At 60.5% G+C, this 21,880-nt stretch carries 19 protein-coding genes and 2 pseudogenes; 6 read left to right on the top strand and 15 right to left on the bottom strand.

Going from position 1 to position 21,880, the window contains the following annotated elements; translation table 11 throughout:
* Positions 1 to 29 precede the first annotated feature (29 nt).
* Positions 30 to 824 carry a DNA adenine methylase gene (locus PF1751_RS17975; RefSeq protein ID WP_021491117.1) on the top strand — a complete coding sequence of 265 codons (795 nt, stop codon included), beginning with the start codon at positions 30 to 32 and terminating at the stop codon, positions 822 to 824.
* Here PF1751_RS17975 and PF1751_RS17970 read toward each other — a convergent pair.
* The 5 genes from PF1751_RS17970 to baeS form a co-directional block, all read right to left on the bottom strand.
* Complete coding sequence (locus PF1751_RS17970; protein WP_044288141.1) at positions 821 to 1,501, bottom strand: SOS response-associated peptidase family protein; 681 nt, start codon at positions 1,499 to 1,501, stop codon at positions 821 to 823. The genes PF1751_RS17975 and PF1751_RS17970 overlap by 4 nt on opposite strands.
* Positions 1,502 to 1,528: 27 nt before the next feature.
* Positions 1,529 to 1,891, bottom strand: coding sequence for a hypothetical protein (locus PF1751_RS17965; protein WP_044287462.1), 363 nt, complete (start codon positions 1,889 to 1,891; stop codon positions 1,529 to 1,531).
* Positions 1,892 to 2,154: 263 nt separating this feature from the next.
* Positions 2,155 to 2,310 carry a hypothetical protein gene (locus PF1751_RS29135; RefSeq protein WP_156046228.1) on the bottom strand — a complete coding sequence of 52 codons (156 nt, stop codon included), beginning with the start codon at positions 2,308 to 2,310 and terminating at the stop codon, positions 2,155 to 2,157.
* A gap of 72 nt (positions 2,311 to 2,382) precedes the next feature.
* Positions 2,383 to 3,066 carry a response regulator gene (locus PF1751_RS17960; RefSeq protein WP_010209128.1) on the bottom strand — a complete coding sequence of 228 codons (684 nt, stop codon included), beginning with the start codon at positions 3,064 to 3,066 and terminating at the stop codon, positions 2,383 to 2,385.
* A 3-nt stretch (positions 3,067 to 3,069) separates the two neighbouring features.
* Complete coding sequence (gene baeS, locus PF1751_RS17955) at positions 3,070 to 4,455, bottom strand: sensor histidine kinase efflux regulator BaeS (protein ID WP_010209129.1); 1,386 nt, start codon at positions 4,453 to 4,455, stop codon at positions 3,070 to 3,072.
* Between the two features lie 144 nt (positions 4,456 to 4,599).
* Between baeS and PF1751_RS17950 the strand changes: the two genes are divergently transcribed.
* The 4 genes from PF1751_RS17950 to PF1751_RS17935 all read left to right on the top strand — a co-directional run bounded on the left by PF1751_RS17950 (position 4,600) and on the right by PF1751_RS17935 (position 11,099).
* Entirely contained in the window at positions 4,600 to 5,784 is a 1,185-nt protein-coding gene (locus PF1751_RS17950) for an efflux RND transporter periplasmic adaptor subunit (RefSeq protein ID WP_044287460.1), read from the top strand.
* Between the two features lie 2 nt (positions 5,785 to 5,786).
* Positions 5,787 to 8,921, top strand: a complete 3,135-nt coding sequence (locus PF1751_RS17945) for an efflux RND transporter permease subunit (protein ID WP_010209132.1) — start codon at positions 5,787 to 5,789, stop codon at positions 8,919 to 8,921.
* Positions 8,918 to 10,312, top strand: a complete 1,395-nt coding sequence (locus PF1751_RS17940; RefSeq protein ID WP_044287458.1) for an efflux transporter outer membrane subunit — start codon at positions 8,918 to 8,920, stop codon at positions 10,310 to 10,312. Before PF1751_RS17945 ends, PF1751_RS17940 begins: the two co-directional genes overlap by 4 nt.
* Before the next feature lie 85 nt (positions 10,313 to 10,397).
* Positions 10,398 to 11,099: an MlaA family lipoprotein gene (locus tag PF1751_RS17935; protein ID WP_042571785.1), complete on the top strand. Its 702-nt coding sequence runs from the start codon at positions 10,398 to 10,400 to the stop codon at positions 11,097 to 11,099.
* A 136-nt stretch (positions 11,100 to 11,235) separates the two neighbouring features.
* Here PF1751_RS17935 and PF1751_RS17930 read toward each other — a convergent pair whose 3' ends face one another.
* Positions 11,236 to 12,276, bottom strand: coding sequence for a zinc-dependent alcohol dehydrogenase family protein (locus PF1751_RS17930; RefSeq protein ID WP_010209137.1), 1,041 nt, complete (start codon positions 12,274 to 12,276; stop codon positions 11,236 to 11,238).
* Positions 12,277 to 12,460: 184 nt separating this feature from the next.
* Here PF1751_RS17930 and PF1751_RS17925 point away from each other — a divergent pair, with 184 nt between their 5' ends.
* Complete coding sequence (locus PF1751_RS17925; RefSeq protein WP_010209139.1) at positions 12,461 to 12,943, top strand: Lrp/AsnC family transcriptional regulator; 483 nt, start codon at positions 12,461 to 12,463, stop codon at positions 12,941 to 12,943.
* Between the two features lie 55 nt (positions 12,944 to 12,998).
* On the opposite strand, the gene PF1751_RS17920 is transcribed toward PF1751_RS17925, so the two are convergent.
* The 9 genes and pseudogenes from PF1751_RS17920 to PF1751_RS17885 all read right to left on the bottom strand — a co-directional run bounded on the left by PF1751_RS17920 (position 12,999) and on the right by PF1751_RS17885 (position 21,839).
* Positions 12,999 to 13,574 (bottom strand): TetR/AcrR family transcriptional regulator, encoded by a 576-nt coding sequence (locus PF1751_RS17920; protein ID WP_085989253.1) that lies wholly within the window; start codon positions 13,572 to 13,574, stop codon positions 12,999 to 13,001.
* Between the two features lie 46 nt (positions 13,575 to 13,620).
* The gene (locus tag PF1751_RS17915) at positions 13,621 to 15,261 is read right to left on the bottom strand and encodes an AMP-binding protein (protein ID WP_044287457.1); all 1,641 of its coding nucleotides are present in this window, start codon (positions 15,259 to 15,261) and stop codon (positions 13,621 to 13,623) included.
* Between the two features lie 78 nt (positions 15,262 to 15,339).
* Positions 15,340 to 15,594, bottom strand: a pseudogene (locus PF1751_RS29915) (methyl-accepting chemotaxis protein); the annotation flags it as partial.
* Between the two features lie 30 nt (positions 15,595 to 15,624).
* A pseudogene (locus tag PF1751_RS29910) lies at positions 15,625 to 16,287 on the bottom strand (PAS domain-containing protein); the annotation flags it as partial.
* Between the two features lie 354 nt (positions 16,288 to 16,641).
* Positions 16,642 to 17,901 carry a GTP-binding protein gene (locus PF1751_RS17905; protein ID WP_044287456.1) on the bottom strand — a complete coding sequence of 420 codons (1,260 nt, stop codon included), beginning with the start codon at positions 17,899 to 17,901 and terminating at the stop codon, positions 16,642 to 16,644.
* Entirely contained in the window at positions 17,898 to 18,560 is a 663-nt protein-coding gene (gene nthB / locus PF1751_RS17900) for a nitrile hydratase subunit beta (RefSeq protein WP_010209144.1), read from the bottom strand. Before nthB ends, PF1751_RS17905 begins: the two co-directional genes overlap by 4 nt.
* A gap of 41 nt (positions 18,561 to 18,601) precedes the next feature.
* Positions 18,602 to 19,195: a nitrile hydratase subunit alpha gene (nthA, locus tag PF1751_RS17895; protein ID WP_029529092.1), complete on the bottom strand. Its 594-nt coding sequence runs from the start codon at positions 19,193 to 19,195 to the stop codon at positions 18,602 to 18,604.
* Positions 19,196 to 19,268: 73 nt separating this feature from the next.
* Complete coding sequence (locus PF1751_RS17890; protein WP_010209147.1) at positions 19,269 to 20,783, bottom strand: amidase; 1,515 nt, start codon at positions 20,781 to 20,783, stop codon at positions 19,269 to 19,271.
* Positions 20,784 to 20,972: 189 nt separating this feature from the next.
* Positions 20,973 to 21,839 carry a transporter gene (locus PF1751_RS17885; protein WP_021491102.1) on the bottom strand — a complete coding sequence of 289 codons (867 nt, stop codon included), beginning with the start codon at positions 21,837 to 21,839 and terminating at the stop codon, positions 20,973 to 20,975.
* Positions 21,840 to 21,880: the final 41 nt, after the last annotated feature.

The following is a 21,880-nucleotide window of genomic DNA, read 5'->3' as shown; positions in this document are numbered from 1 at the left end:
GAACACTCACCTTGCAAAGGATTGCAAAAATGACAAACCCAATCGTTCCATGGATGGGTGGCAAGCGCCGCCTGGCCGACCGTCTGATTCCTCTATTCCCTCCGCATGAATGCTATGTTGAGGTTTTCGCTGGCGGCGCGGCGCTCTACTTCATGCGGCCCCAGGCTGCACCAGTTGAAGTCCTCAACGATATCAATGGCGACCTGGTGACGTTGTATCGGGTGGTGCAAAACCACCTGGAGGAATTCGTGCGCCAGTTCAAATGGGCGCTCAGTTCCAGGCAGGTATTTGAGTGGCAGAAGATGACTCGGCCGGAAACTCTTACCGATATTCAGCGGGCTGCGCGATTTTTCTACCTGCAGCACCATGCCTTTGCCGGGAAGGTCAGCGGCCAGACTTTCGGCACAGCCACAACGGGGCCGGCTATCAATCTGTTGCGGATTGAAGAGAACCTTTCCGCAGCCTGGCAGCGCCTTTCTGGAACCTATGTCGAAAACTTGGGATGGCTTGAATGCGCTGAGCGCTACGACCGCCCCCACACTTTCCACTATATGGACCCGCCGTACTGGCAGACCGCGGGCTACGGGGTGGACTTTCCGTTCGAAAACTATGAGCGGATGGCCGACTTCATGCGCCGCTGCAAAGGCAAGGTCATGGTGAGTATCAACGACCACCCTGATATCCGGCGGGTATTTGAGGGGTTTCACTTTGAAACGCTGGACATCCGCTACAGCACCACCAATCAGCGCCAGGGAAAAGCCGAGATCAGCGGCGAGCTTGTGATCATGAATTGGAAACCCTCTGACCTCGGTGGGCTGTTTTAGGGTACAGGCTGTATCAGGTGGGGCCCCTTGTTCCGGACGTTACCCACGGCCGTATCGACCTTGAACCATTCGAAGGCCTCGGCTGGCTCGCCCTGGTGCAGCACCATCTGCTCGGCGCGCTCCTTGGGCGTGGTCGGGTCCAACCATTCCAGGGCTAGATCGGGTGTAAGCACCACGGGCCGCCGATCGTGGATGTCCACCATGCCGCCGGCGCTGTCGGCGGTAATGATGACGAAGCCGTCATGCTCACCTGGGCCTTCATCAGCATCCGGTAGCTGACCGATTGCGGCACAGAATATAGGTTCACCATCCCGCCGGCGGATCAGGTAGGGCTGCTTCTTTGCCCCGCCTTCATCCACCCATTCAAACCAGTTATCGATTGGCGTGATCGCCCGGTGCGGCCAGATAGCCCGAAAGAACGGGCCGTGGGCGACTTTCTCCACGCGTGCATTGATTGGTGCTGCACGATCTTTCGCCCAATGCGGTCGCCAACCCCAGCGAACGGGATCCGCATGGAGCATGTCCCCCTGCATGTGCAGCAGCGCAACTGCGGTTGTCGGTGCAACGTTGTAGCGCTCAATTGGCTGATCTCCCACGGAGTTAGCCAGGGCATTGGGCATGCTCAGAGCCGCGACAAAATCGTGGATTCCTCGATACTGTGAAAGCCTTCCACACATGATCTTCCCTCCCGCCGTCATTTCAGCCTAGCTTGCGCTGGAGGATTGAGCTTGACGAATCTCGCCCAGCAATCGTTGATTTTCCCTGAGCAGGTGGTCTCGCTGGCTGGTAATGAGATCGATGGGGCGAAAGCTTCCGTTGTCAGAAGGCTCATTGCTCATCGCCGCAATTTGATCAAGGGCCCTTCTTAGCGCAGCCTCCGCCGAAGCCTTGCCAGTGGCGAGCAGGTCATTCATCTGCACCAAGCCGGCCACATTGGCCCGGGCCTTTCGCAGCATCGCCTCGGTTTGGATGAGCTCGTCCTCGAGCAGGGCGCACTGGTGTTGGTACATTTCCAGGGGCGTGGGGCAGCCAAGCCACTCAGAGGTGTCTTCGTCGATGTCGTTCATGGTGCTTATCCGATACTGTATGTGCGTACAGTAATCGAGGTGTTGCGGATTGGGGAGTGGTGTTCGTCGGCAGGACGCCAGGGGAGGGTGCGTGACATTTGCGTGACTCTCTCACGCACTCGTAAGCTCTTGTAGGCATTCGATTGCAGCGAGCGCCAATAAAAACAGCCACTTAACAAGGTCTTACAGAGGTACTGCGTGCATGGGGTGCTAGGGGTCGAGTGTTCGAATCACTCCGTCCCGACCATTATTCCTGAGTAAAATCAGACACTTAAGCCGATCAGATAGATCGGCTTTTTTGTGCCCGCGCGAAACTGCCTGGTGATGTCGCTGGTATTCGGCTCAAGGGCTGTGTTCTGCTCAGTCGGGTTGCCACCTTCAGCTCTGGCAATTGCTCTGAAAATTTCCAACCGATTCATGTCTTTTTGTCGTCGGCCAGCGGGGCAGTCGGTTGGGCTTTCTCTTCGAATCAGCCTTGTCCCTTCAAGCCCTCAGGCGTTGGACAACTGAAACCGATAGCCCACGCCGTACAATGACTCGATGGGTGTTTCCCCTGGGCACGCCTGCTCCAGCTTGCGCCGTAGGTTGCGGATATGACTGTCTACCGTACGGTCGGTGACCACGCGGTGGTCGGAGTAGAGCTTGTCGAGCAGTTGGTCGCGGGAAAATACCCGGCCGGCGGAGCGTGCAAAAGTGCTCAGCAGGCGTAACTCCAGAGGCGTGAGGTCCAAAGCGACGCCGTCGAGTGATGCGCGGTACTGGGCTTCGTCGATCAGCAGTCGCGGTGGGGTGTTGCTCAGCAATTGGGGGCCACGGCGCAGGATGGCCTTGACCCTGGCAACTACCTCCCGGGGGCTGAAGGGCTTGCAGATGTAGTCGTCGGCGCCCAGGTCCAGGCCCAGCAGGCGGTCCACTTCTTCGACGCGGGCGGTGATCATGATGATCGGCACGGCACTGAAACCGCGCAGGTCCTGGCACACTTGCATGCCGTCGCGCCCTGGCAGCATCAGGTCGAGCAAAATCAGGCGAGGGGGGCGGGCGCGCACGGTCGGTACCACCTGAAGGCCATTGTCCAGGCACAGGGTCGGGTAGCCCGCTGCGGCCAAGTAATCCTGCAGCAATGCGGCCAGTTTCGGTTCGTCTTCAACGATCAGGATCGGGCGTTCTTCGCTCATGGGTCAGGTATTCCGTGGGAGGCGCAGGCTCAGCCAAAGGCCACCGAGGGGGGAGTGAGCGGCGCTGAGGCTGCCGCCGTGGGCGAGGGCGATGCTGTGGCAGATCGCGAGCCCCAGGCCGGCCCCGCCACTGGCACGGTTGCGCGAGGATTCGCCGCGATAGAAGCGCTCGAACAGGCGCGGCAATTGCTCGGCCGACACACCAGGGCCGGAGTCGAGGATGTCGATGCATACGTCAGCGCGATCCAGGGCGACGCGGATACGTATTAGCCCATTCGGGTCGGTGTAGCGCACCGCATTTTCCAACAGATTGGAGAACAGTTGCTGCAAGCGACCGGCATCGGCCAACAGTTCCACGGGCGGTGCTGGCAAATCCAGTTCGAGGCGCAGGTGGCGCGCGTTCAAGCGCTCCTGGAACATCGACACACTGGCGCGCAGCAGTGGCTCCAGTGCGCAGGCGCTCTTGCGGTAGGTCAGCGCCCCAACATCCGCCAGGGACAGTTCATACAGGTCATCCACCAGCTTGCTGAGCATGCTCACTTCGCCCTGCAAGGACTGCATCGAGCCTGGGTCGAGGGTGCGTACGCCATCCTCGATAGCCTCCAGCTCGCCGCGCAAGACCGACAGCGGGGTACGCAGTTCGTGGGACACATCGGCCATGAATTCGCGGCGCATCTGCTCATTGCGCTCCAGGGTGTAGGCGAGTTGGTTGAAGTCACGGGCCAATTGGCCGACTTCGTCATTGGAACTCACTGCCACCCGGCTGCTGAAGTCGCCGCTGGCCAGGCGATGTGTTGCCGCAGCCACCCGCTTGACTGGCTCCAGCAGCGTGCGGGCGATCCACCAGGCAATCAGCATCGCCAGCAGCAGTGAGAAGGCGCCCATGACCAGGCTGGTGCGTAACTGGTATTGCTGGAATCGTTCGCCGCCGGCTTCGGTCACGCTCTGGAACGGGGTCACGGCCAGCCAGCCCACGGTTTCATCGGCCACCACAATCGGGCGTAGCAGGGCGTCCGTGCCGATGTCCGGGTAGCCGTTCACGCGCTTTTTATATTTATCCAGCAGGGCGATCCGAAACAGGGCGCCCGTCAGGTCCGAAGCCATGGGCGAGCGCAAGTCGTTCTTCGCCGGGTCTGCGCCGAGTTCGGGCCGCATGATCTCAAACCAGCGATCCGGCTGGTTACGCAGGAACTCCCAATTGCCCTCACGCGCGTAAGCACTGGCCAGACGTGGCAGCACGGGCGCCATGCGCTCCAGTGCCTGCTCATTGAGGTACCCGAGAAAGCCGCGTCCAAAACTCCAGCTCGTCGCCAGGCCCATGCTCAGGATGACCAACAACACACCGGCCAGTACCGCAATAAACAGTTTGGTGGAGATACTGAACTTCATGCAGATGGGCCGTTAAAAATAGGTGGGACCATTTAGGCCCTAGTGAGGGATAGATTCAACCCGGCTGGGCAATCTTCAATTTTCCTGCACATTTGCCTCGCAGGATGGCGCTGACTCAAGCCATTCCGTGTCGCAGAGGCTGCTATGTCCACGAAAGTAATCGCCAAATACCTGGTAACCGCCGCAGTTTTCCTGTCCTTGATCGTTCTGGCCATGCTGGGCGGCTGCTCCGGTGGCGAGCCACCTCCTGAGGCGGTCACCCCCAAAGTCTCGGTCATCAGCATAAAACCCCAGAGCCAGGTGCTGACCACTGAGCTGGCGGGGCGCACCCAGGCCTTCATGGTGGCGCAGATTCGTCCTCAGGTTGGCGGTATCGTCCAGCGTCGACTGTTTGTCGAGGGGGCGGATGTCAAGGTTGGGCAAGCGTTGTACCAATTGGATGCAGCGTCCTACACCGCCGCGCTGGCGCAGGCCGAGGCTAGCCTGGCCAAGTACCGCGCCACGCTTAAATCGGCGCAGGCCACCGCCAGGCGCGACGCCGAACTGGTGAAGATCAATGCCATCAGCCAGCAAGATAACGAAGACGCCCAGGCGACCTTGCTGACGGCCGCCGCCGACGTGCAGGGCGCCGAGGCCGACGTTCAGACCGCGCGGATCAACCTGGCTTACACCCGTATTACCTCTCCGGTCGGCGGGCGCATCGAAACCTCGACCGTGACCCCTGGGGCGCTGGTGGTGGCCAATCAGGACAGCGCTTTGACCACGGTGCAGCAACTCGATCCGATCTATGTGGACGTGACTCAATCGACCACCGAATTGCTCAAGCTCAAGCGTGACCTGGCCAGCGGCGCATTGCAGTCCAACGGCGATGGCCAGGCACGGGTCAGCCTGAAGCTGGACGATGGCAGTGCCTACAACCAGCAGGGGCGGCTCAAGGTCAGTGGTGTCAGTGTCAACGAGGGGACGGGCACGGTCACCCTGCGTGCGGAGTTCGCCAACCCGGATCACCTGCTGCTACCGGGCATGTATGTCCGCGCGGTGCTCGAACAGGCTCGCAACGAGCAAGCCATTCTGGTTCCGCAAAAAGCTGTGAACCGCAGCGCCAGTGGCGTGACCACCGCGTTGCTGGTGGTTGACGGCAAGGTCGAACAACGTGAGCTGACCATCGATCGGGAGGTGGGGAATCAGTGGTGGGTTACGGCAGGTCTGCAGGCAGGTGACCAGTTGATTGTCGAAGGCGGACAAAAAGTCCGTGCCGGTGCCGCGGTCCAAGTGCAGGAAGCCAATGCTCAGGCGGCCACACCCCGCACCCCAGCGAAGGAGGGTTGAGCGTGGCGCACTTTTTTATTGATCGACCGATTTTCGCCTGGGTCATTGCCATCGTGATCATGCTCGGTGGCAGCCTGTCCATCAGCCAGTTGCCGTTGGAGCAATACCCGGATATTGCACCACCCACGGTGAAAATTTCTGCCACCTACACCGGGGCCTCGGCCAAGACCGTCGAAGACTCGGTGACCCAGGTCATCGAACAGCAGATGAAAGGCCTGGATAACCTGACCTATATGTCGGCCACCAGCAGTTCGGCAGGCAGTGCCAGCATCAGTTTGACCTTTACTGCCGGCACCGACCCGGACGTCGCCCAGATGCAGGTGCAGAACAAGCTGCAACAAGCCGAGTCGAGGCTGCCGCAGTCGGTACAAAGCGAAGGCCTGACCGTGACCAAGGGCGGTTCGGACTTCTTGATGATTGTCGCCCTGGCATCGGACGACCCCAGCGTCACCGGCACTCAGATAGGTGATTACATTTCCACCACCTTGCTCGATTCCATCAGCCGAATAGACGGCGTCGGCGATGTGCAGACGTTGGGCTCGGGCTACGCCATGCGGATCTGGCTGGACCCCGCCTTGCTGGAAAAATATGCGTTGATGCCATCGGACATCAGCAGCGCCCTGGAAGCGCAGAACACCGAAGTCTCGGCTGGACAGCTCGGCGCCTTGCCCGCGATCAAGGGGCAGCAACTGAACGCTACGATCAGCGCCCGCAGCAAACTGCAGACCGTGGACGAGTTTCGCAAGGTCGTGGTCAAGTCCAACAGCGACGGTGCCGTGGTACTGCTGGGCGATGTCGCGACCCTGGAACTGGGCAGTGAAAGCTACGACATCAGCACCGCCCTCAACGGCAAGCCCGCGGCGGCCATGGGCGTGCAGTTGGCCGCCGGCGCCAACGCGCTGAACGTCGGCAAGGCGGTCAAGGCCAAGCTCAAGGAGATGGAGCCCTTCTACCCGACGGAAATGCAGCTGAAAAATGTGATCGCCTACGACACCACGCCCTTTGTCAGCCTGTCCATCGAAGAGGTGGTCAAGGCCCTGGGCGAGGCCATCGTGCTGGTGGTGTTGATCATGTTCCTGTTCCTGCAGAGCCTGCGTGCAACGCTGATCCCGGCGATTACCGTGCCGGTGGTACTGCTCGGCACGTTCGGCGTGTTGGCGCTGTTCGGCTACTCGATCAATACCTTGACCATGTTTGCCATGGTCCTGGCGATCGGCTTGCTTGTAGACGATGCCATCGTGGTGGTGGAAAACGTGGAGCGGCTGATGGGCGAAGGGCTGTCGCCCGTGGCGGCTACGCGTCAATCGATGCGTGAAATCAGTGGCGCACTGGTCGGGATCACCCTGGTGCTGAGTGCGGTATTTATCCCTATGGCGTTTTTCGGTGGTTCCACCGGGATCATCTATCGGCAGTTCTCCGTGACCATCGTCTCGGCCATGGTCCTCTCAGTGTTGGTGGCGATGACCCTGACACCCGCGCTGTGCGCGACGTTGCTCAAAGCGCGCAATGGCAAGGGGCATGGTGCTCAGCATGGGTTCTTTGGCTGGTTCAACCGCACCTTCGAGCGCGCCAGCGCCGGTTATGAGCGCTGGGTGGGCGTGGTGTTGCGGCGTTGGGGGCGCAGCCTGCTGCTGTATGGGCTGGTGCTGGTGGTCATGGCGGTGGGTTATGTCAGCCTGGCCACTTCGTTTCTGCCGGACGAGGACCAAGGGATTCTGCTGGCACAGATCCAGTTGCCGGTCGGCGCGACGGACAGCCGCACACAGGCGGTGATCAAGCAGTTCGAGGACTACATCCTGCAACAGCCCGAGGTCGAAGCGATGATCAGCATCAGCGGCTTGGGCATGGGCGGTAACAGCCAGAACACCGCACGGGCGTTTATCCGCCTCAAGGATTGGTCCGAACGCGGTGGCTCTGGTCAGGGGGCAGCCGCGATTGCCCAGCGGGCGACCCTGGCACTGTCCAGCATCGGCGATGCCGATGCGTTCGTCATGCAGCCGCCGACCGTGCGTGGCCTGGGCCAGAGCTCGGGGTTCGACCTGCAGCTCAAGGACCTCGGTGGCCTGGGCCATGATGCGTTGGTGGCCGCCCGCGAACAGTTCCTTGAGTTGGCCAGGAAAGACGCCCGCTTGCTGGGCGTGCGCAGCAACGGCCTGGACGATGCACCGCAGCTCAAGGTCAGCATTGACGACCGCAAGGCCGGGGCCCTGAGCCTGAGTACCAGCGATATCAACAGCACCCTTGCGACGGCCTTAGGCGGCACTTATGTAAACGACTTTCTCAACCAGGGCCGGGTGAAAAAGGTCTATGTACAGGGCCAGGCATCCTCGCGCATGCAGGCTGCGGACCTTGATCATTGGTTTGTGCGCAACAGTAACAATGAAATGGTGCCGTTCTCGTCCTTTGCCAGCAGCACCTGGGGCTACGGCTCGCCGCTGCTGGAACGCTACAACGGTAACGCCTCCCTGGAGATCGTTGGCGATCCGGCGCCAGGGGTGAGCTCCGGCGATGCGATGGCCGCCGTGGAGGCCATTGTCCGGCAGTTGCCCCAGGGTATTGGCTACGAGTGGACCGGGCAGTCCTATCAGCTGCGCTTGTCCGGGTCCCAGGCGCCGCTTCTCTACGGCATTTCCGTGTTGTTTGTATTCCTGTGCCTGGCCGCGCTCTACGAGAGTTGGTCGGTGCCGTTTTCGGTGATCCTGGTCGTGCCCCTGGGGGTCATCGGTGCAGTGCTGGCGACCCGTGTCGCCGGGCTGAGCAACGACGTGTATTTCCAGGTCGGGCTGTTGACCACCGTGGGCCTGGCCGCAAAAAACGCGATCCTGATCGTTGAGTTTGCCAAGCACTTGCAAGAGCAGGGCAGCAGCGTGATCGACGCGACGCTGGTCGCGGTGCGCCAACGCCTGCGGCCGATCCTGATGACCTCCCTGGCCTTCATGTTCGGCGTACTGCCGCTGGCCTTGAGCACCGGTGCAGGCTCCGCCGGACGCCAGGCCATTGGTACGGGAGTACTGGGCGGTATGTTCAGCGCCACAGTGCTGGGGATCTTCTTTGTACCGTTGTTTTTCGTGCTGATCCGCGGTCGTTTCGGCCGCGTGCGCAGCGCTAATCAATCTGCCCCGACAGGTGATGCATGATCAAGTCACACTGGCCTCTGCTGGCCGCCATGGCCCTGGGCGGCTGCATCAACCTGGCGCCGCAGTACGAGCGCCCTGAGGCCCCCGTCTCCGAGCAATGGTTGCCGGCGGCCAACCTGCCCAAAGGAAAGGTTGGGGCTGATATCAAGTGGCAGCAATTTTTTACCGACCGCCGCCTGGCGCAGTTGCAGCAATTGGCGCTGGCCAATAACCGCGACCTGCGCCTGGCCAGCCTCAACGTTGAAAAGGCCCAGGCGCAGTACCGCATCAAGCGCGCTGACCTGTTTCCTACCGTCGACGCGGGCGTCAGCGGCACCCATAGCCGTACGCCGGGGTCGTTGTCCAACACCGGCACGGCAGTCACCACACACGACTACAGCGCTCAGTTGGGGCTGAGCAGCTATGAACTGGACGTGTTTGGCAGGGTTCGCAACCTGCGCGATGAGGCGCTGGAAGACTACCTGGCGTTGACGGAAACCCGGCGCAGCACGCAAATCAGCCTGGTGGCGGAAATTGCCACCGCCTGGCTGACCTTGGCCGCCGACAACGAACGGCTGCTGCTGGCCCAGGAAACCCTGACCAGCCAGTTGGCCACCTACGACCTGACCCAGCGCAGCTACGCCTTGGGTGGCTCTTCCGCGTTGTCGGTGGCGCAAGCCCAGACCACCGTCGAATCGGCACGGGGCGATGTAGCGTCCTATGAGAGCCAGATCCTGCAGGACCGCAATGCTTTGCGCCTGTTGGTGGGCAGCGATCTGCCCGAGGCCCTCTTGCCGGGCACGCGCCTGGAGTCGGCGGCAGTGCTGGTGGATATTCCAGCAGGCCTGCCCTCCAGCCTGTTGCAACAACGCCCGGACGTGCTCTCGGCCGAGCATACGCTCAAGTCCGCCAACATCGATATTGGCGCGGCCCGTGCGGCGTTTTACCCGAGCATCAGCCTGACCGCCAACGCCGGCTCTTCCAGCTCGGCATTGGCCGGCCTGTTCAAGTCCGGCAGCGGCGCCTGGACCTTTGCCCCGAGCATCAGCGTGCCGATTTTTGACGGGGGCAGTAACCGCGCAACCCTGGATTCGGCCAAGGTCGAACGCGAGATCCAGGTGCAGACCTATCAGCAAACCCTGCAAACCGCATTCCGCGAAGTGGCCGACGCACTGGCGGTGCGCAGCACCCTGGATCGCCGTATTGCCGCGCAACAGGCGCTGACCGACGCCAGCCGCAAAAGCTTCGAACTCTCGGATGCCTTGTATCGGGGCGGCTCCCAAAGCTACCTCGAAGCCCTGGATGCGCAACGCTCGCTCTACAGCGCACAACAGGACCTGATCACGCTGCGCCTGACCGAGCAGAGTAACCGCATCACGTTGTACAAAGTGCTGGGTGGCGGTTGGAATTAACGGCGCTGGCACATGCACACATCACCGCAGCAATGGAACGGCTTGCGCGGATCAAATCGGCTAGTTCATTCAACGGGGAATCAACATGTGTGCTTTTCGTTCCACTTTAAGCGGTTGCGTCCAGGTGCTGGGCTGCGCCTGTTTCATCATGATGTCACCGCTGTGTCTTGCGAATTCCGACGCGGACCCATGGGAAGGTGTTAACCGACCGATCTTCGCATTCAATGACGTACTGGATACCTATGCACTGAAACCCCTCGCCCAGGGCTATCAACTCATCACGCCCGGTGTTGTCCAGGACGGCATTCATAATGTGTTCAACAACCTCGGGGAGGTCAAAAACGTGGCTAACGATGTCCTCCAGGTGAAGTTCCACAGCGCTGGCGTCGACACAAGCCGCTTTTTGCTCAACAGCACGATTGGCCTGGTGGGGTTGATCGACGTCGCGACCCCCATGGGGCTGCAGCGCAGTGACGAGGATTTCGGGCAAACCCTCGGTTACTGGGGGGTCAATAGCGGGCCTTACCTGGTGCTGCCGTTCCTGGGGCCCAGCACACTGCGCGATGCACCGGCCATCCTTCCCGATGCCTACGCCAATCCGGTTCGCTACATGGGCGACGTGCCTACGCGTAATAGCCTGTACGGCGTGGGCGTGATCGACGGGCGTGCTCAATATCTGGCATCTGAAAAGCTCATGACGGGCGATAAATACACGTTTATTCGCAGTGCCTATCTGCAAAACCGAGCGTTCAAGATCAACGGCGCAAACGTAAAGGATGACTTTTGACCGGCGCCCCTGCGTGCTCTTCCCCAACCCGCTCGGCAAAGAAGATCAGTATCGTTCGTCACTCTCCAGTTGGAACGCAACACTAACGTTGCGCTTACTCCAACACTGCCGGTTGTACGGCTGCGCCCTGTGCGATCTAAAATTCGGTCACGACGGTTACGCCAGCGGTCTCGAAGCGATCCATGTTCATCAACGCGTCGATGGACTGCTCCAGGCTGATGGTTTTACCCACGAGTTTTTCCGGTGCCAGTTTTCCGCTGGTGATCATCTGGATCATGGCGTCATAACGATGTGCTTGCATGCCGTGGCTGCCGTAGATCTCAAGCTCGTGCGCGATGACCTTGCTCATGGGGATCGCCGGCTGTGCGTGGTCGGCGAGCATCAGGCCTACCTGGACGTGCTTGCCTCGACGGCGCAGGTTGTTGATGGAGTTGAAGCAGGTGGTGGGATGGCCCAATGCGTCCAGCGATACGTGGGCGCCCCCCTGGGTGATTTCCAGCACGGCTTCGGTGACGTCCGCCACGCTGTGTGCGTTCAGGGTGGCAACGGCGCCGAGCGTGCGTGCCAGTTCGAGTTTTTCCGGCGAAATATCGATGGCGATGACATTCGCGCCAAGGGCCTGGGCGATCATCACGGCGGACAGGCCCACACCTCCGCAGCCATGCACCGCGACCCACTGTCCGGCGCTGACCTTGCCTTGGTCAACGACGGCGCGGAATGACGTGGCGAAGCGGCAGCCCAGGCTCGCAGCAGTGGCGAAGTCCATGTTCTGCGGGAGTGCGACGAGGTTCAGGTCGGCCTGGTGTATACCGACGAATTGCGCAAACGACCCCCAATGAGTGAAGCCCGGTTGAAACTGCGTATTGCAGACTTGCTGGTTACCGCTGTTGCACTCGGGACACGCGCCACACCCGCCGACAAAGGGCACCGTTACACGGTCGCCGACCTTCCACCGGGTGATGTCCCTGCCAACTTCCGTCACGATGCCGGCAAGCTCATGCCCGGGAACATGCGGCAGTTGGATGTCCGGATCATGCCCCTTCCAGCCGTGCCAGTCGCTGCGGCAGACGCCGGTGCCCCGCACCTGTACGACCACGCCGTGACGCTCCGGCGTCGGGTCTTCGACGTTCATCAAGCGCGGCGGTTGGGAAAAGGCTTCGTAGACAACTGCTTTCATGAAAATCACCTCTGCTCGGATAGACACGACGTTGTATTCGTTCGATTTCTTGCGCGGGGCGGCTCGAATCAACGCTGATCCATTATGTGCGAATGCCTTGAAATTGCTTTTCAGATTCCAGTTGATAGTGGGCGATAAATGAAATTAATCTCCGTTATCCGGCACATAATTGAAAGGATCAACCATGTTTGAGCGTTTGGATAAGGTGGATATTGCGATATCGGAGCGACTGCAGCGAGATGGGCGACTCTCGAATGTCAAGTTGGCGGAGCAACTTTCCCTCAGTGAAGCATCGTGTTGGCGTAAACAGAAACGCCTGGAGGAGTGCGGCGTGATCGAGGGGTATCAAGCCATCCTGAATCGCAGAAAACTGGGCCTGGGGGTGATGGCTTTCGTGCAGATTTCCTGCAGTGATCACAGTGAAGAAGCCACGGAAAAGTTTGAGAAAATCATAGCGTCGGCGCCGCAGGTACTCAGTTGTCACAACACAACGGGCGAGGCGGATTTTTTACTTCAAGTGGTCGCGAGAGATTTGGACAGCTACAGCCGATTCGTTGAAAAAGTGCTGAGGAAGCTGCCGGGTGTATTGAGTATCCGGTCGAACCTGTCACTGCGAGAAATGAAGACCACCCATCGTTTTCCCGTGGCCGAACTCCTGAGCATCTGAGGACCTTTGAATCAGGGCGACGGCCTGATCATCAGGCGCCCAGGCGCTACCTGGTTCAAGGCAGGGCCTTTATCGCCTGGACGACAGCATTGACGATGGCCTGGGCGATGACCCGACGCTGGGCTTTCTCCATCCTGGGGCTCAGCCATGCAGGCAGGCTGTTCAGCATGGGCACGATTGCCTGCAGTGCGCCTTCGCGCAAGGGGCCACCAGGCTGATGGCATAGCTGCCCGACCAAGCTCAGTATTTCCGACTCATAAGCCTCCCTCAATCGCCGTACACTTTCTTCCATCGGCGCGTTCAGGCAGCCGGTGTCCATGACGGCCAACTTAAACTGCCCGGCCATGTGTTCATGCAATCGAAGGTGGCCTTCGATCAGTTTTGTCAGACGTTGCGCGGGCGTCAATCTTCGTTTTTTGATCAGCTCAACGTGCGACAACAACGTCTGATACAGCTCCATCAGCCACTCGAAAAGCAGTGCTTCCTTGCTTTCTACATGGTGATAAATCGCCCCCGGAGTGATGCCGATATGCGCCGCCAGTTCACGCATGCTGACCTGACTGAAACTGCGCTGCTGGAACAACTCCAGGGCTCTGCGCTGGAATTCAGAGCGGCTTAGCACAGTGCGCACGCTGTGTTGCGCACACGCAGCCACACCCGACGGCCGTAGCCTTGAGTCATGTGTCGAACGCCTGCTGCTTCGCGATTTCCTGGTTGCGCAGAATGAACCGCTGCAATTTGCCACTGGGTGTTTTGGGCAGGTGTTCGACGAACTCGATTTCCCTCGGGTACGCGTGCGCGGCCAGGCGTTGCCGGACATGCAGGCGCAGGACCTCCGCCAACTCGGTGCTTGGCAGGCTTTGACTGTTCAGTACGACGAACGCCTTGATCAACTCGGTGCGTTGCGGGTCCGGTTTGCCAATCACGGCGGCTTCAACCACCGCAGGGTGTTCGATCAGCGCACTTTCCACATCGAAAGGTCCGACGCGATAGCCGGAGGTAGTGATCACGTCGTCGTTACGGCCCACGAAGCTGATACTGCCGTCGTCATTCAACTCCACGATATCGCCGCTCAAATAATAACGGTCGACAAAAGCCTGGGTGGGCATTCCGAAGTAGCCCTCGAACCAACACAGGGGCGACCGCTCGCGATCCACCGCCAGCACGCCTGGCCGGCCCGGCGGCAGTTCCCGATGAGCATCATCCAGCACGACAATCCGGTACCCCGGAACCGCATAACCAGCTGAACCCTCACGTACCGGGTGACGCAGGCCGTGGTGGTTGCACAGCACCATGCCGATTTCAGTCTGGCCATAATGGTCGTGGATGACCACGCCGAGTTCGTCGGCAAACCAACGGATGACCTGCGGGTTCAGCGGCTCGCCGGCACTGCTGATGACACGCAGGCGACCACGCACGGTGTCGGCGAACGCAGCCCCCGCCGCGATCAGCAGGCGGTAGGCGGTCGGCGAGCCGGCCAGGTTGGTGATCGCATACTTGGTAATGATCCGGCAGGTACTGTCCACCGCGAACGGGCCGTCATAGAACAGCGTGGCACGGCCACATGCCAGCGGGCCGGTCACCGCGTAATACAAACCATAGGCCCATCCGGGGTCGGCGAGGTTCCAGAAATGGTCGTCCTCTCGCAGGTCAATCGAATCACGCATATAGCCCTTGAAGGCCAGAATGGCGCTTAAGGGCACCTCCAACGGCTTGGCCGGCCCTGTGGTGCCTGACGTACACATCAGCAGGAACGGCGCACTGGCGTCCAGCAACTCGGGTACACAATCGGCCTGTTGGCGATCCAAAACGGTCCAGAAGTCGTAATCGTCCGGGTTGCGTGGGCCTGCGCCGGTCACGATGATGCGTGGGCAGTCAATGACGTCGTCCAACTTGGGGCGATTATGGGCATCGGTCACAATCCAGCGCGCCTCGGAGCAACCCAATCGCTGCTCGATCGCCTTGGGGCCGAATGCGGTGAAGAGCGGTTGGTAGACCGCGCCGATGCGCCAGGTCCCCAAAATGGCAATCAACAGTTCAACCGTGCGTGGCATCAGGCCCGCTACACGCTCTCCCGGCTTGACCCCTTGCTCGCGCAAAAAGTTGCCGAAGCGCGCAGCGTGGGCCTGCAGTTCGCTGAACGTGTGGTGCGTGGCGCGGCCATCCGGCGTTTCGCAGTACAACGCCACGGCATCACCCAGGGCGTGCCGGTCGCAGCATTCGATGCAGGCGTTCATGGCCGTCAGCTCGCCGTGCAAGTCCTGGGCGGCCAGTTGTCGATAATTGAAAGAGGTCACTGCCGAGTCGTAATCACGCATAACGTACCTGATTGTTATTGTTGGTAGATGTTCGGTGTGCACACGCCCAGTGCGCGCGCTTTGATGTGGCTAGCTGTCCATCATTTCGGCCGCTTGCTGTGTGGCCTGGCTGGTCCGAGTGGCCAGCTTGCGGACTTCATCAGCGACCACGGCAAACCCGCGCCCGGCCTCGCCTGCGCGCGCCGCCTCAATGGCGGCGTTCAAGGCGAGCAGGTTGGTTTGGCTGGCAATGCCCTGGATGGTGGCGACAATGTGCGTCAACTTGCTGAGCGTTTCCTGCATCACGCGATGTTGTTCCGCCTGCGCCTCACGCATCGTGCTTTCTTCATGGTGGGCATGGATATCGGTAATGGCACCCACCACTCGCTGCGGGGAGCCGTCCGATGCGCGGCGCGTTTGCCCCCGGCCGCGGAACCAGCGGTAAGTGCCACTTTTATGTTTGAGTCGGTAATCCACATCAAACGGTGTTTTGCCGCTGCGGTCTTCAACGTGGGCAACAAACGCTGCGATCGCCCGTTCGCTGTCGTCGGGATGCAGGCGCGAGGTCCAGCTTTCCAGGGTATTGGGGAACTCTTCAACCGTGCTGCACCCCAGCAGTCGGCGCATTTGCGACGACCACCAGATGGTATTTTTCGGGTTCGCAGGGTCGCCGGCCACAACCTCGATGTCCCAGAGCCCGTCGTGCAGCATTTCCCGGGAAATGTCGAAACGTGTGGCCGCCAGTTCAAGTGTCTCGTTGTGCAGGTGTTGTTCGTGAATGTCACGAAGGGTTCCACCGATGGCGAGAGGTACGCCTTGAGGATCACGACTTGCGTTACCGCTGACCCTGCACCAGCGATAGTCACTGCCTGATGCGGACTTCAGGCGCACATCGAGCGCAAAGGGCGTCCGCCCACTGCGATCGGCAAGATGCCGGGCAAGCGCTTCCAGGTGCGGTTGCCGGTCAGCGGGGTGTAACTGTTCGCTCCAACGGCCGAGCTGATCAATACCTTGGGCCTGGATTGACGCCGACCCCGACCACTCCATTGCGCACTCCGGCCCGGGGGCGGCGGTTGCAGCCAGATCCAGTGTCCAGAACAGTTCATCTGCACCCTGGGTGATCAGTGCCCAGCGCGTCTCCACATGACGCAAATGCTTGTCGCGGCAGGCCAGACGTTCGTCCAATTGGCTGACTTTCAATGTCAGTGCACGTGCTTGCTCCTCCAAGGCACGCCGCTCCTGTAGCAATTGATCGACGCCTGACAGAATGCGGCGCAATAACGGGTTGTTCGATGATAACGGCATGCTCGGCTGGTCTGGCTGCTCCAGCCTCTCGGCGAGCGGCGCCAGTACCCAACGGGTGGTTCTGCTGAAAAAAAGCATGGAGCACCTCTACCTCGTTCAAAGGGGATCCGCCTGCAAGAGGGGGGACGGGCATGCCGACAAGGCCCGGGTGTCAAAGTCTGTCGCTCCCGGCAGGGTTTGCCAGGCCGACGGGCCTGCGGCGATTTCCTGAGCACTCAGCAGGCAGTTGTCGAGCTCGTGTTGCAACCTATGGGTATCCAGATCCTGGCCGATGAAGACCCATTCCTGCCGGCAATCCCCGACAATGCTGTCCCACTTGGCCATGATGCTTTGCAACCGATATTCATCCCGTGGCCATTGCGACGGCTCAATGAAGGTCCACCAGCGCCCGACATAGTCCCACTGGAACTGCTTGCCGCTTTGCACCAGCAGGCCGATTTCAAGGTGGCGGCTGGCCAACCAAAAGTAACCTTTGCTGCGCAACAGGCGCCCGTTGCACCAGGGTCGCAGGAGGAAATCGAACAATCGCTGCGGATGAAAAGGGGCGCGCTCGCGGTACACCCAGGACGTCACGCCATAGGTATCCGACTCGGAGGCCGGTGCGTCGCTGGCCTCCATTGTCTTCATCCAGCCCGGCGACGCCGCAAGGCTGGGTAAATCAAACAGATGGGTGCCGAGGATGTGGGATAGCTCAACGTTACCCTGAGTCATTGGCTCGATCCGCGCGGACGGGTTAAGGCCTGCGAGGATTCCGCGCAAGGCCTGGTAGCCAGGCTCATCGATCAAGTCCATTTTGTTGACAAGAATGACGTTGGCATACTCCACTTGCTCGATCAGAAGGTCGGTTAGAGGGCGCTGGGGCGTGTCCTCCTGTGCGTCGTCGCGGGGCACGGTGTCCGGTGACTCAAGCAGCGCCTGGAAACGGCTGCCATCGACCACTGTCACCAAGGTATCGAGCCGTGCCAACTCGCTGAGGCTGAAGCCTTCGGCGTCCAGGAAGGCGAACGTCTCCGCGACCGGCATCGGCTCAGAGATCCCGGTGGACTCAATGAGCAGGTAATCGAAACGCTGCTGGCGCGCCAGCGCACTGATCTGCTCAAGCAAATCGGCGCGCAGCGTGCAGCAAATGCAGCCGTTGCTCATCTCGATCAACTCATCGCTGCCACGGTGCAGTGACACATCGCGCTGCACCTCCTGGGCATCAATGTTGACCTCGCTCATGTCATTAACGATGACCGCCACCCTGAGGCCTTCGCGATTGCGCAGGATATGGTTGAGCAGGGTGGTTTTGCCGGCGCCGAGGAAGCCGGAAAGCACCGTCACCGGCAGTCGGCCTGTCAGGGCGCCGTCAATCATGCTTTCACCGCTTGAGCGACATCGGCGTGGTCCAGGTAGCTTTCGAAAAGATCGACCACCACCAGCCCATCGTCTGCCGCATCACCCCAGAGATCCTTTACGCGAAACTCGACATGGTAGGTCGGCTGGTGCGCCGCGCTCACGTCGCCATGGCCAATCGCGTCCGGGAACGGCCACTGCTCCGATGTGCGGTGCAGCACCACGCCTGCCTTGCCACGCACATAGGCTGGCATGCGGGTATGCCCGGCCACGTACTCGTCTCGCACGACGACCCGGTCGCCCACCTCAAAATGCGGTCGACCGGTGATCGCCGGGCGACCTTCGGCATGAGCAGGGTTCGCCAGCTTGAAGGGGGAGCCCAAGGCCTGATCGAGTTCTGCCTGGGTGATGACGCCTGTTTCGACCAGCAGGGTGGCGGTCGCAATGACATAGCGTTCGTAGTACTGAGTGCCGACATGTTGGCGGACATCCAGGCGTTCTACGGCGTGGCGCACTTCGTCCACGCTGAACTTTTTCAAGTGATCGGCACCGATAAACATCAAGCTGTAGGCCAGGTGTTCCCAGTCCTGCTTGAATACCTGTTTGTAGTCCAGACTATTGATGGTGTGAGGGACCTTGCCAAAGCCCTGAAAACCACCGAGATCGTGAAAACCATCCATTGTGAATACCTCTGAAAAGTGAAAGAAACAAAGCGCCCCGGTTACGCGACGTGCGGTAGCGCCACGCCGATAAGGACATCCTTGGTGATCAATTTTCGAAGCGCCTCTTCATCCATGGACTCGCTCCCTTGCGGCCGTACAGGCAGCACCAGATAGCGGCTTTCGGCGCTGGTGTCCCACACCTTGATGGTGACGTCGTCCGGCAGTTGCGTGCCCAATTCCCGCAGGACAGTGCGCCCTTCGCGCACCAGCCGGGCACGAAATTCGAAGCCCTTGTACCACTCCGGTGGTAAGCCGAGGACGGGCCAATTGGTGCAGGAGCAGAGGCTGCACACAATCACGTTTTTCAGAGTGGGCGTGTCTTCCAGGGCAACAATGTACTCACCCTGCGGGCCGGTGTAGCCAAACTGGGCACACGCTGCGGTGCCATCCCTTAGCAACAGTTCACGAAACTGCGGGTCTACCCAGGCCTTGGCCACAACCCGCGCACCATTTTCCGGGCTCCATTCGTGGGCCATCAGTTGCGTCATGTGCTCGATGTAACCGTCGGGGATCAGGTCCTTCTGCTTGAGCACTTGCAGTAACGCTTGTGCTCGTTCGCCCGGGGTTGATGTGTTTCTCTCAGGAGTGGTCATCGGTTTATTCCTCATCATTGAGCGTCTAGGCAGCGCCTGGCGGCTTGGTCTTTTTTGCGCTGCGGGGGGCCGGCTAACAGTTTTTCCAGTCGACAGCCGCCTCGAACGCTGCGGCAGCCTGATAAATCGTGCCTTCGGCATAGTGCTTGCCCACCAACATGAGCCCGACAGGCAGACCGTCTACCAGACCGCAGGGGATCGACATCGCCGGGTGGCCCGTGATGTCCTGGGCGGAGGCATTGCCGATCATTTCCAGTGCTCGCGCCACGTACTCAGTGATCGAGCAATCCGGTTCCGGGTGCGGCTGGGCAATGATCGGGACGGTAGGCATCACCAGCAGGTCATAGCGCGCCAAGGCCGCGTCATAGGCCGAGCGAGCCAGGCGCCTGAGGTTTTGCGCCTTGGCGTAGAAACGCCCGTTGTAGCGCTCGACACCGTATTGGCCGACGAACATGCACAGCTTGAGAGAGGCGGACAGGTCATCCGCCTGATCGCGCCATCCGGCTTGCTTGTCCAGCAAGCCCACGTCATACAGCCCTTTCCAGTTAAAACCCGCCCCATTGCCGTGCATCATCTGCATCGTCAGACCCTCACAGCCGATGGGGTGCCACAGCGCCCCGGCGATCGCGTGCTCAGGCACCGACACCTCCTCGACCTGCGCGCCCAGTTGCGAAAACCGTGCGATGGCATTGCGGACCGACGACGCAACGCGTGGATCCTGGTTGGCCAATTCGAAGCCTTCGCGCAGGACGCCAATCTTCAGACCGCTCACACCGCGTGCCAGGTAATCGCTGTACGTGTCGACCTGGGGCGCGGCTTGCCGGGGATCAAGCCCGTCCGCGCCGGCCATGACCTCCAGCATCAAGGCGTTGTCTCTCACATTGGCGGTGATGGGGCCGGCATGATCGATGGTCGCTTCGATGGCCATGATCCCGGTGTAAGGCACCAGACCGTGCGTAGGTTTCATCCCGTAAGTGCCGCAGAATGCGGAAGGAATCCGGATCGATCCGCCCTGGTCACCGCCGACTGCGAGGTCGACCTCGCCCGCGGCGACCAGCGCCGCGCTGCCGGAAGACGATCCACCCGAGGCAAACCCATGACGATAAGGGTTGTGAACCGGTGCGGGATCGGAAGTGTGACTGCCACCTGACAGGCAGTAATGCTCGCACGTCGCCTTGCCGAGGATGGTTGCGCCCGCGTCCAGTAACCGAGTGACCACAGTGGCGTCGAACGATGGAACGTGGCCTTCCAGTGGCTTGGCACCATTCATCATGGGCACGCCAGCCAGTGAAATGTTGTCTTTGAGTGCGACCGTTTTACCCGCCAGTTTGCCGTCACGGGCACCGCTGACTTCCGTTCGCACGTACCAGGCGTTGAGTGGGTTGTGTGCAGCCGATGGACGATAGCCCGAGCTGCGTTCGTAACGTACCGGTGGAATGAAATCGGGCAACTCGTCAATCAGGTCGTAGGCGTCAAAGCTCGCCTGCATAAGCGGCAAGTATTCCCGCGCATGCTCGGGGCTGAGCTGCATGTGCAGGCGGCTGGCGATATCCAATAACTGCTCAAGGGTGGGGCGAACGATTGCCATGGTGGGGCTGTCCTTATCGTCTGTGGCCGAAGAGCACTGCATGCTCATCAAGGTCAGTGGGCCTGGTGCTCAAGATAGTCCGCGCCTCCAGTCGAAGGCTTGGTTGAAAAAGACAGCGACTTGGCTGAGCCGGACAGCCCTGCGCCAAGGCAACAGAGGGCTGGGGCCGCTGTCCGGTGGACGCTTGCGTCAAAATACGCGGGCGTAGCGCAGGTTCATGCGGAAGTCTTCCTTGGCGCCGTTGTCCACTGACAGATCCTTGCCCAACTGCAGCTGGATCTGGTCTTGGGGGGTGACGAATTTGGTCGCTGTCAGGCGGAAGTTGGTTGTACCCAACTCGTTATCCTGATTGACGTGCTCGACGTTGGTCTCACCTCCCCAGGTGCGCCCGAAGCCGATACCAAACGCTGTGGTAGCGTCAGGCATGTAACGCCCCATGATCTGTGCTGCATAGGAAACGTCTTGCTTCAGACGGTCGGCATTTGCGCCATAGTCGGTGTTGTCGCCATACCAGGTTGCGCCGCCGACCAAGTCCATTGCCCATTTTTCTGTGAAGTGCTTGACGTAGGCACTCTGCAGTTCGAACTTCCAGCGGTTCTCACCGATATTGAGCGCGTCATCCTTGTCATAAGTGCCAGTGGGTACATACAGATAGGGGGCGATACTGAGGGTGTCGCGGGCTTCGTTGAGCCGCCACTTGACCGGCGCGGTCAGGATCAAGTCGCCGACGCCGCGGGTACTGCCCAGCGTCGAGGCGTCACCGCCACTGGAGACGTGCCCGAAGGGCAGCAGGAATTGCGGGTCGATGGTGACTGTGTCGCTGAGTGCGTAGACGTGGAGCAGACGCAGAATGCCGACGTCTGAGCTCAACCTGTAGTCGGAGCTGACCTTGTGCCCGTTGGCGTAAGCCGAGTCCGTGGTGGAGTGCTGGTAATAAATCGCACCGATGGTCGCGCCGACCGGGTATTGCTCATAGTCGCCAGGGGCTACTTCACCGGCGTTCGCGTGAAGTGCGGGCAACAGGGTGGAAAGTGTCAGCAGGCGGATCTTGTTCATTTTTTTATTCCTCGCACAGGAAACCACGCCACCCGGGGAGG

The sequence above is a fragment of the Pseudomonas simiae genome (genome assembly GCF_000934565.1).
Lineage (GTDB): Bacteria > Pseudomonadota > Gammaproteobacteria > Pseudomonadales > Pseudomonadaceae > Aquipseudomonas > Aquipseudomonas simiae.
Note: the sequence above shows the minus strand (reverse complement) of the source record. Positions and strands in the feature narration are given on the sequence as shown.

Excerpts from the sequence above, each read along its gene's own strand:
- PF1751_RS17975 (WP_021491117.1), top strand. The coding sequence starts at position 30 with ATGACAAACCCAATCGTTCCATGGATGGGTGGCAAGCGCCGCCTGGCC.
- PF1751_RS17970 (WP_044288141.1), bottom strand. The coding sequence starts at position 1,501 with ATGTGTGGAAGGCTTTCACAGTATCGAGGAATCCACGATTTTGTCGCG.
- PF1751_RS17965 (WP_044287462.1), bottom strand. The coding sequence starts at position 1,891 with ATGAACGACATCGACGAAGACACCTCTGAGTGGCTTGGCTGCCCCACG.
- PF1751_RS29135 (WP_156046228.1), bottom strand. The coding sequence starts at position 2,310 with ATGAATCGGTTGGAAATTTTCAGAGCAATTGCCAGAGCTGAAGGTGGC.
- PF1751_RS17960 (WP_010209128.1), bottom strand. The coding sequence starts at position 3,066 with ATGAGCGAAGAACGCCCGATCCTGATCGTTGAAGACGAACCGAAACTG.
- baeS (WP_010209129.1), bottom strand. The coding sequence starts at position 4,455 with ATGAAGTTCAGTATCTCCACCAAACTGTTTATTGCGGTACTGGCCGGT.
- PF1751_RS17950 (WP_044287460.1), top strand. The coding sequence starts at position 4,600 with ATGTCCACGAAAGTAATCGCCAAATACCTGGTAACCGCCGCAGTTTTC.
- PF1751_RS17940 (WP_044287458.1), top strand. The coding sequence starts at position 8,918 with ATGATCAAGTCACACTGGCCTCTGCTGGCCGCCATGGCCCTGGGCGGC.
- PF1751_RS17935 (WP_042571785.1), top strand. The coding sequence starts at position 10,398 with ATGTGTGCTTTTCGTTCCACTTTAAGCGGTTGCGTCCAGGTGCTGGGC.
- PF1751_RS17930 (WP_010209137.1), bottom strand. The coding sequence starts at position 12,276 with ATGAAAGCAGTTGTCTACGAAGCCTTTTCCCAACCGCCGCGCTTGATG.
- PF1751_RS17925 (WP_010209139.1), top strand. The coding sequence starts at position 12,461 with ATGTTTGAGCGTTTGGATAAGGTGGATATTGCGATATCGGAGCGACTG.
- PF1751_RS17915 (WP_044287457.1), bottom strand. The coding sequence starts at position 15,261 with ATGCGTGATTACGACTCGGCAGTGACCTCTTTCAATTATCGACAACTG.
- PF1751_RS17905 (WP_044287456.1), bottom strand. The coding sequence starts at position 17,901 with ATGATTGACGGCGCCCTGACAGGCCGACTGCCGGTGACGGTGCTTTCC.
- nthB (WP_010209144.1), bottom strand. The coding sequence starts at position 18,560 with ATGGATGGTTTTCACGATCTCGGTGGTTTTCAGGGCTTTGGCAAGGTC.
- nthA (WP_029529092.1), bottom strand. The coding sequence starts at position 19,195 with ATGACCACTCCTGAGAGAAACACATCAACCCCGGGCGAACGAGCACAA.
- PF1751_RS17890 (WP_010209147.1), bottom strand. The coding sequence starts at position 20,783 with ATGGCAATCGTTCGCCCCACCCTTGAGCAGTTATTGGATATCGCCAGC.
- PF1751_RS17885 (WP_021491102.1), bottom strand. The coding sequence starts at position 21,839 with ATGAACAAGATCCGCCTGCTGACACTTTCCACCCTGTTGCCCGCACTT.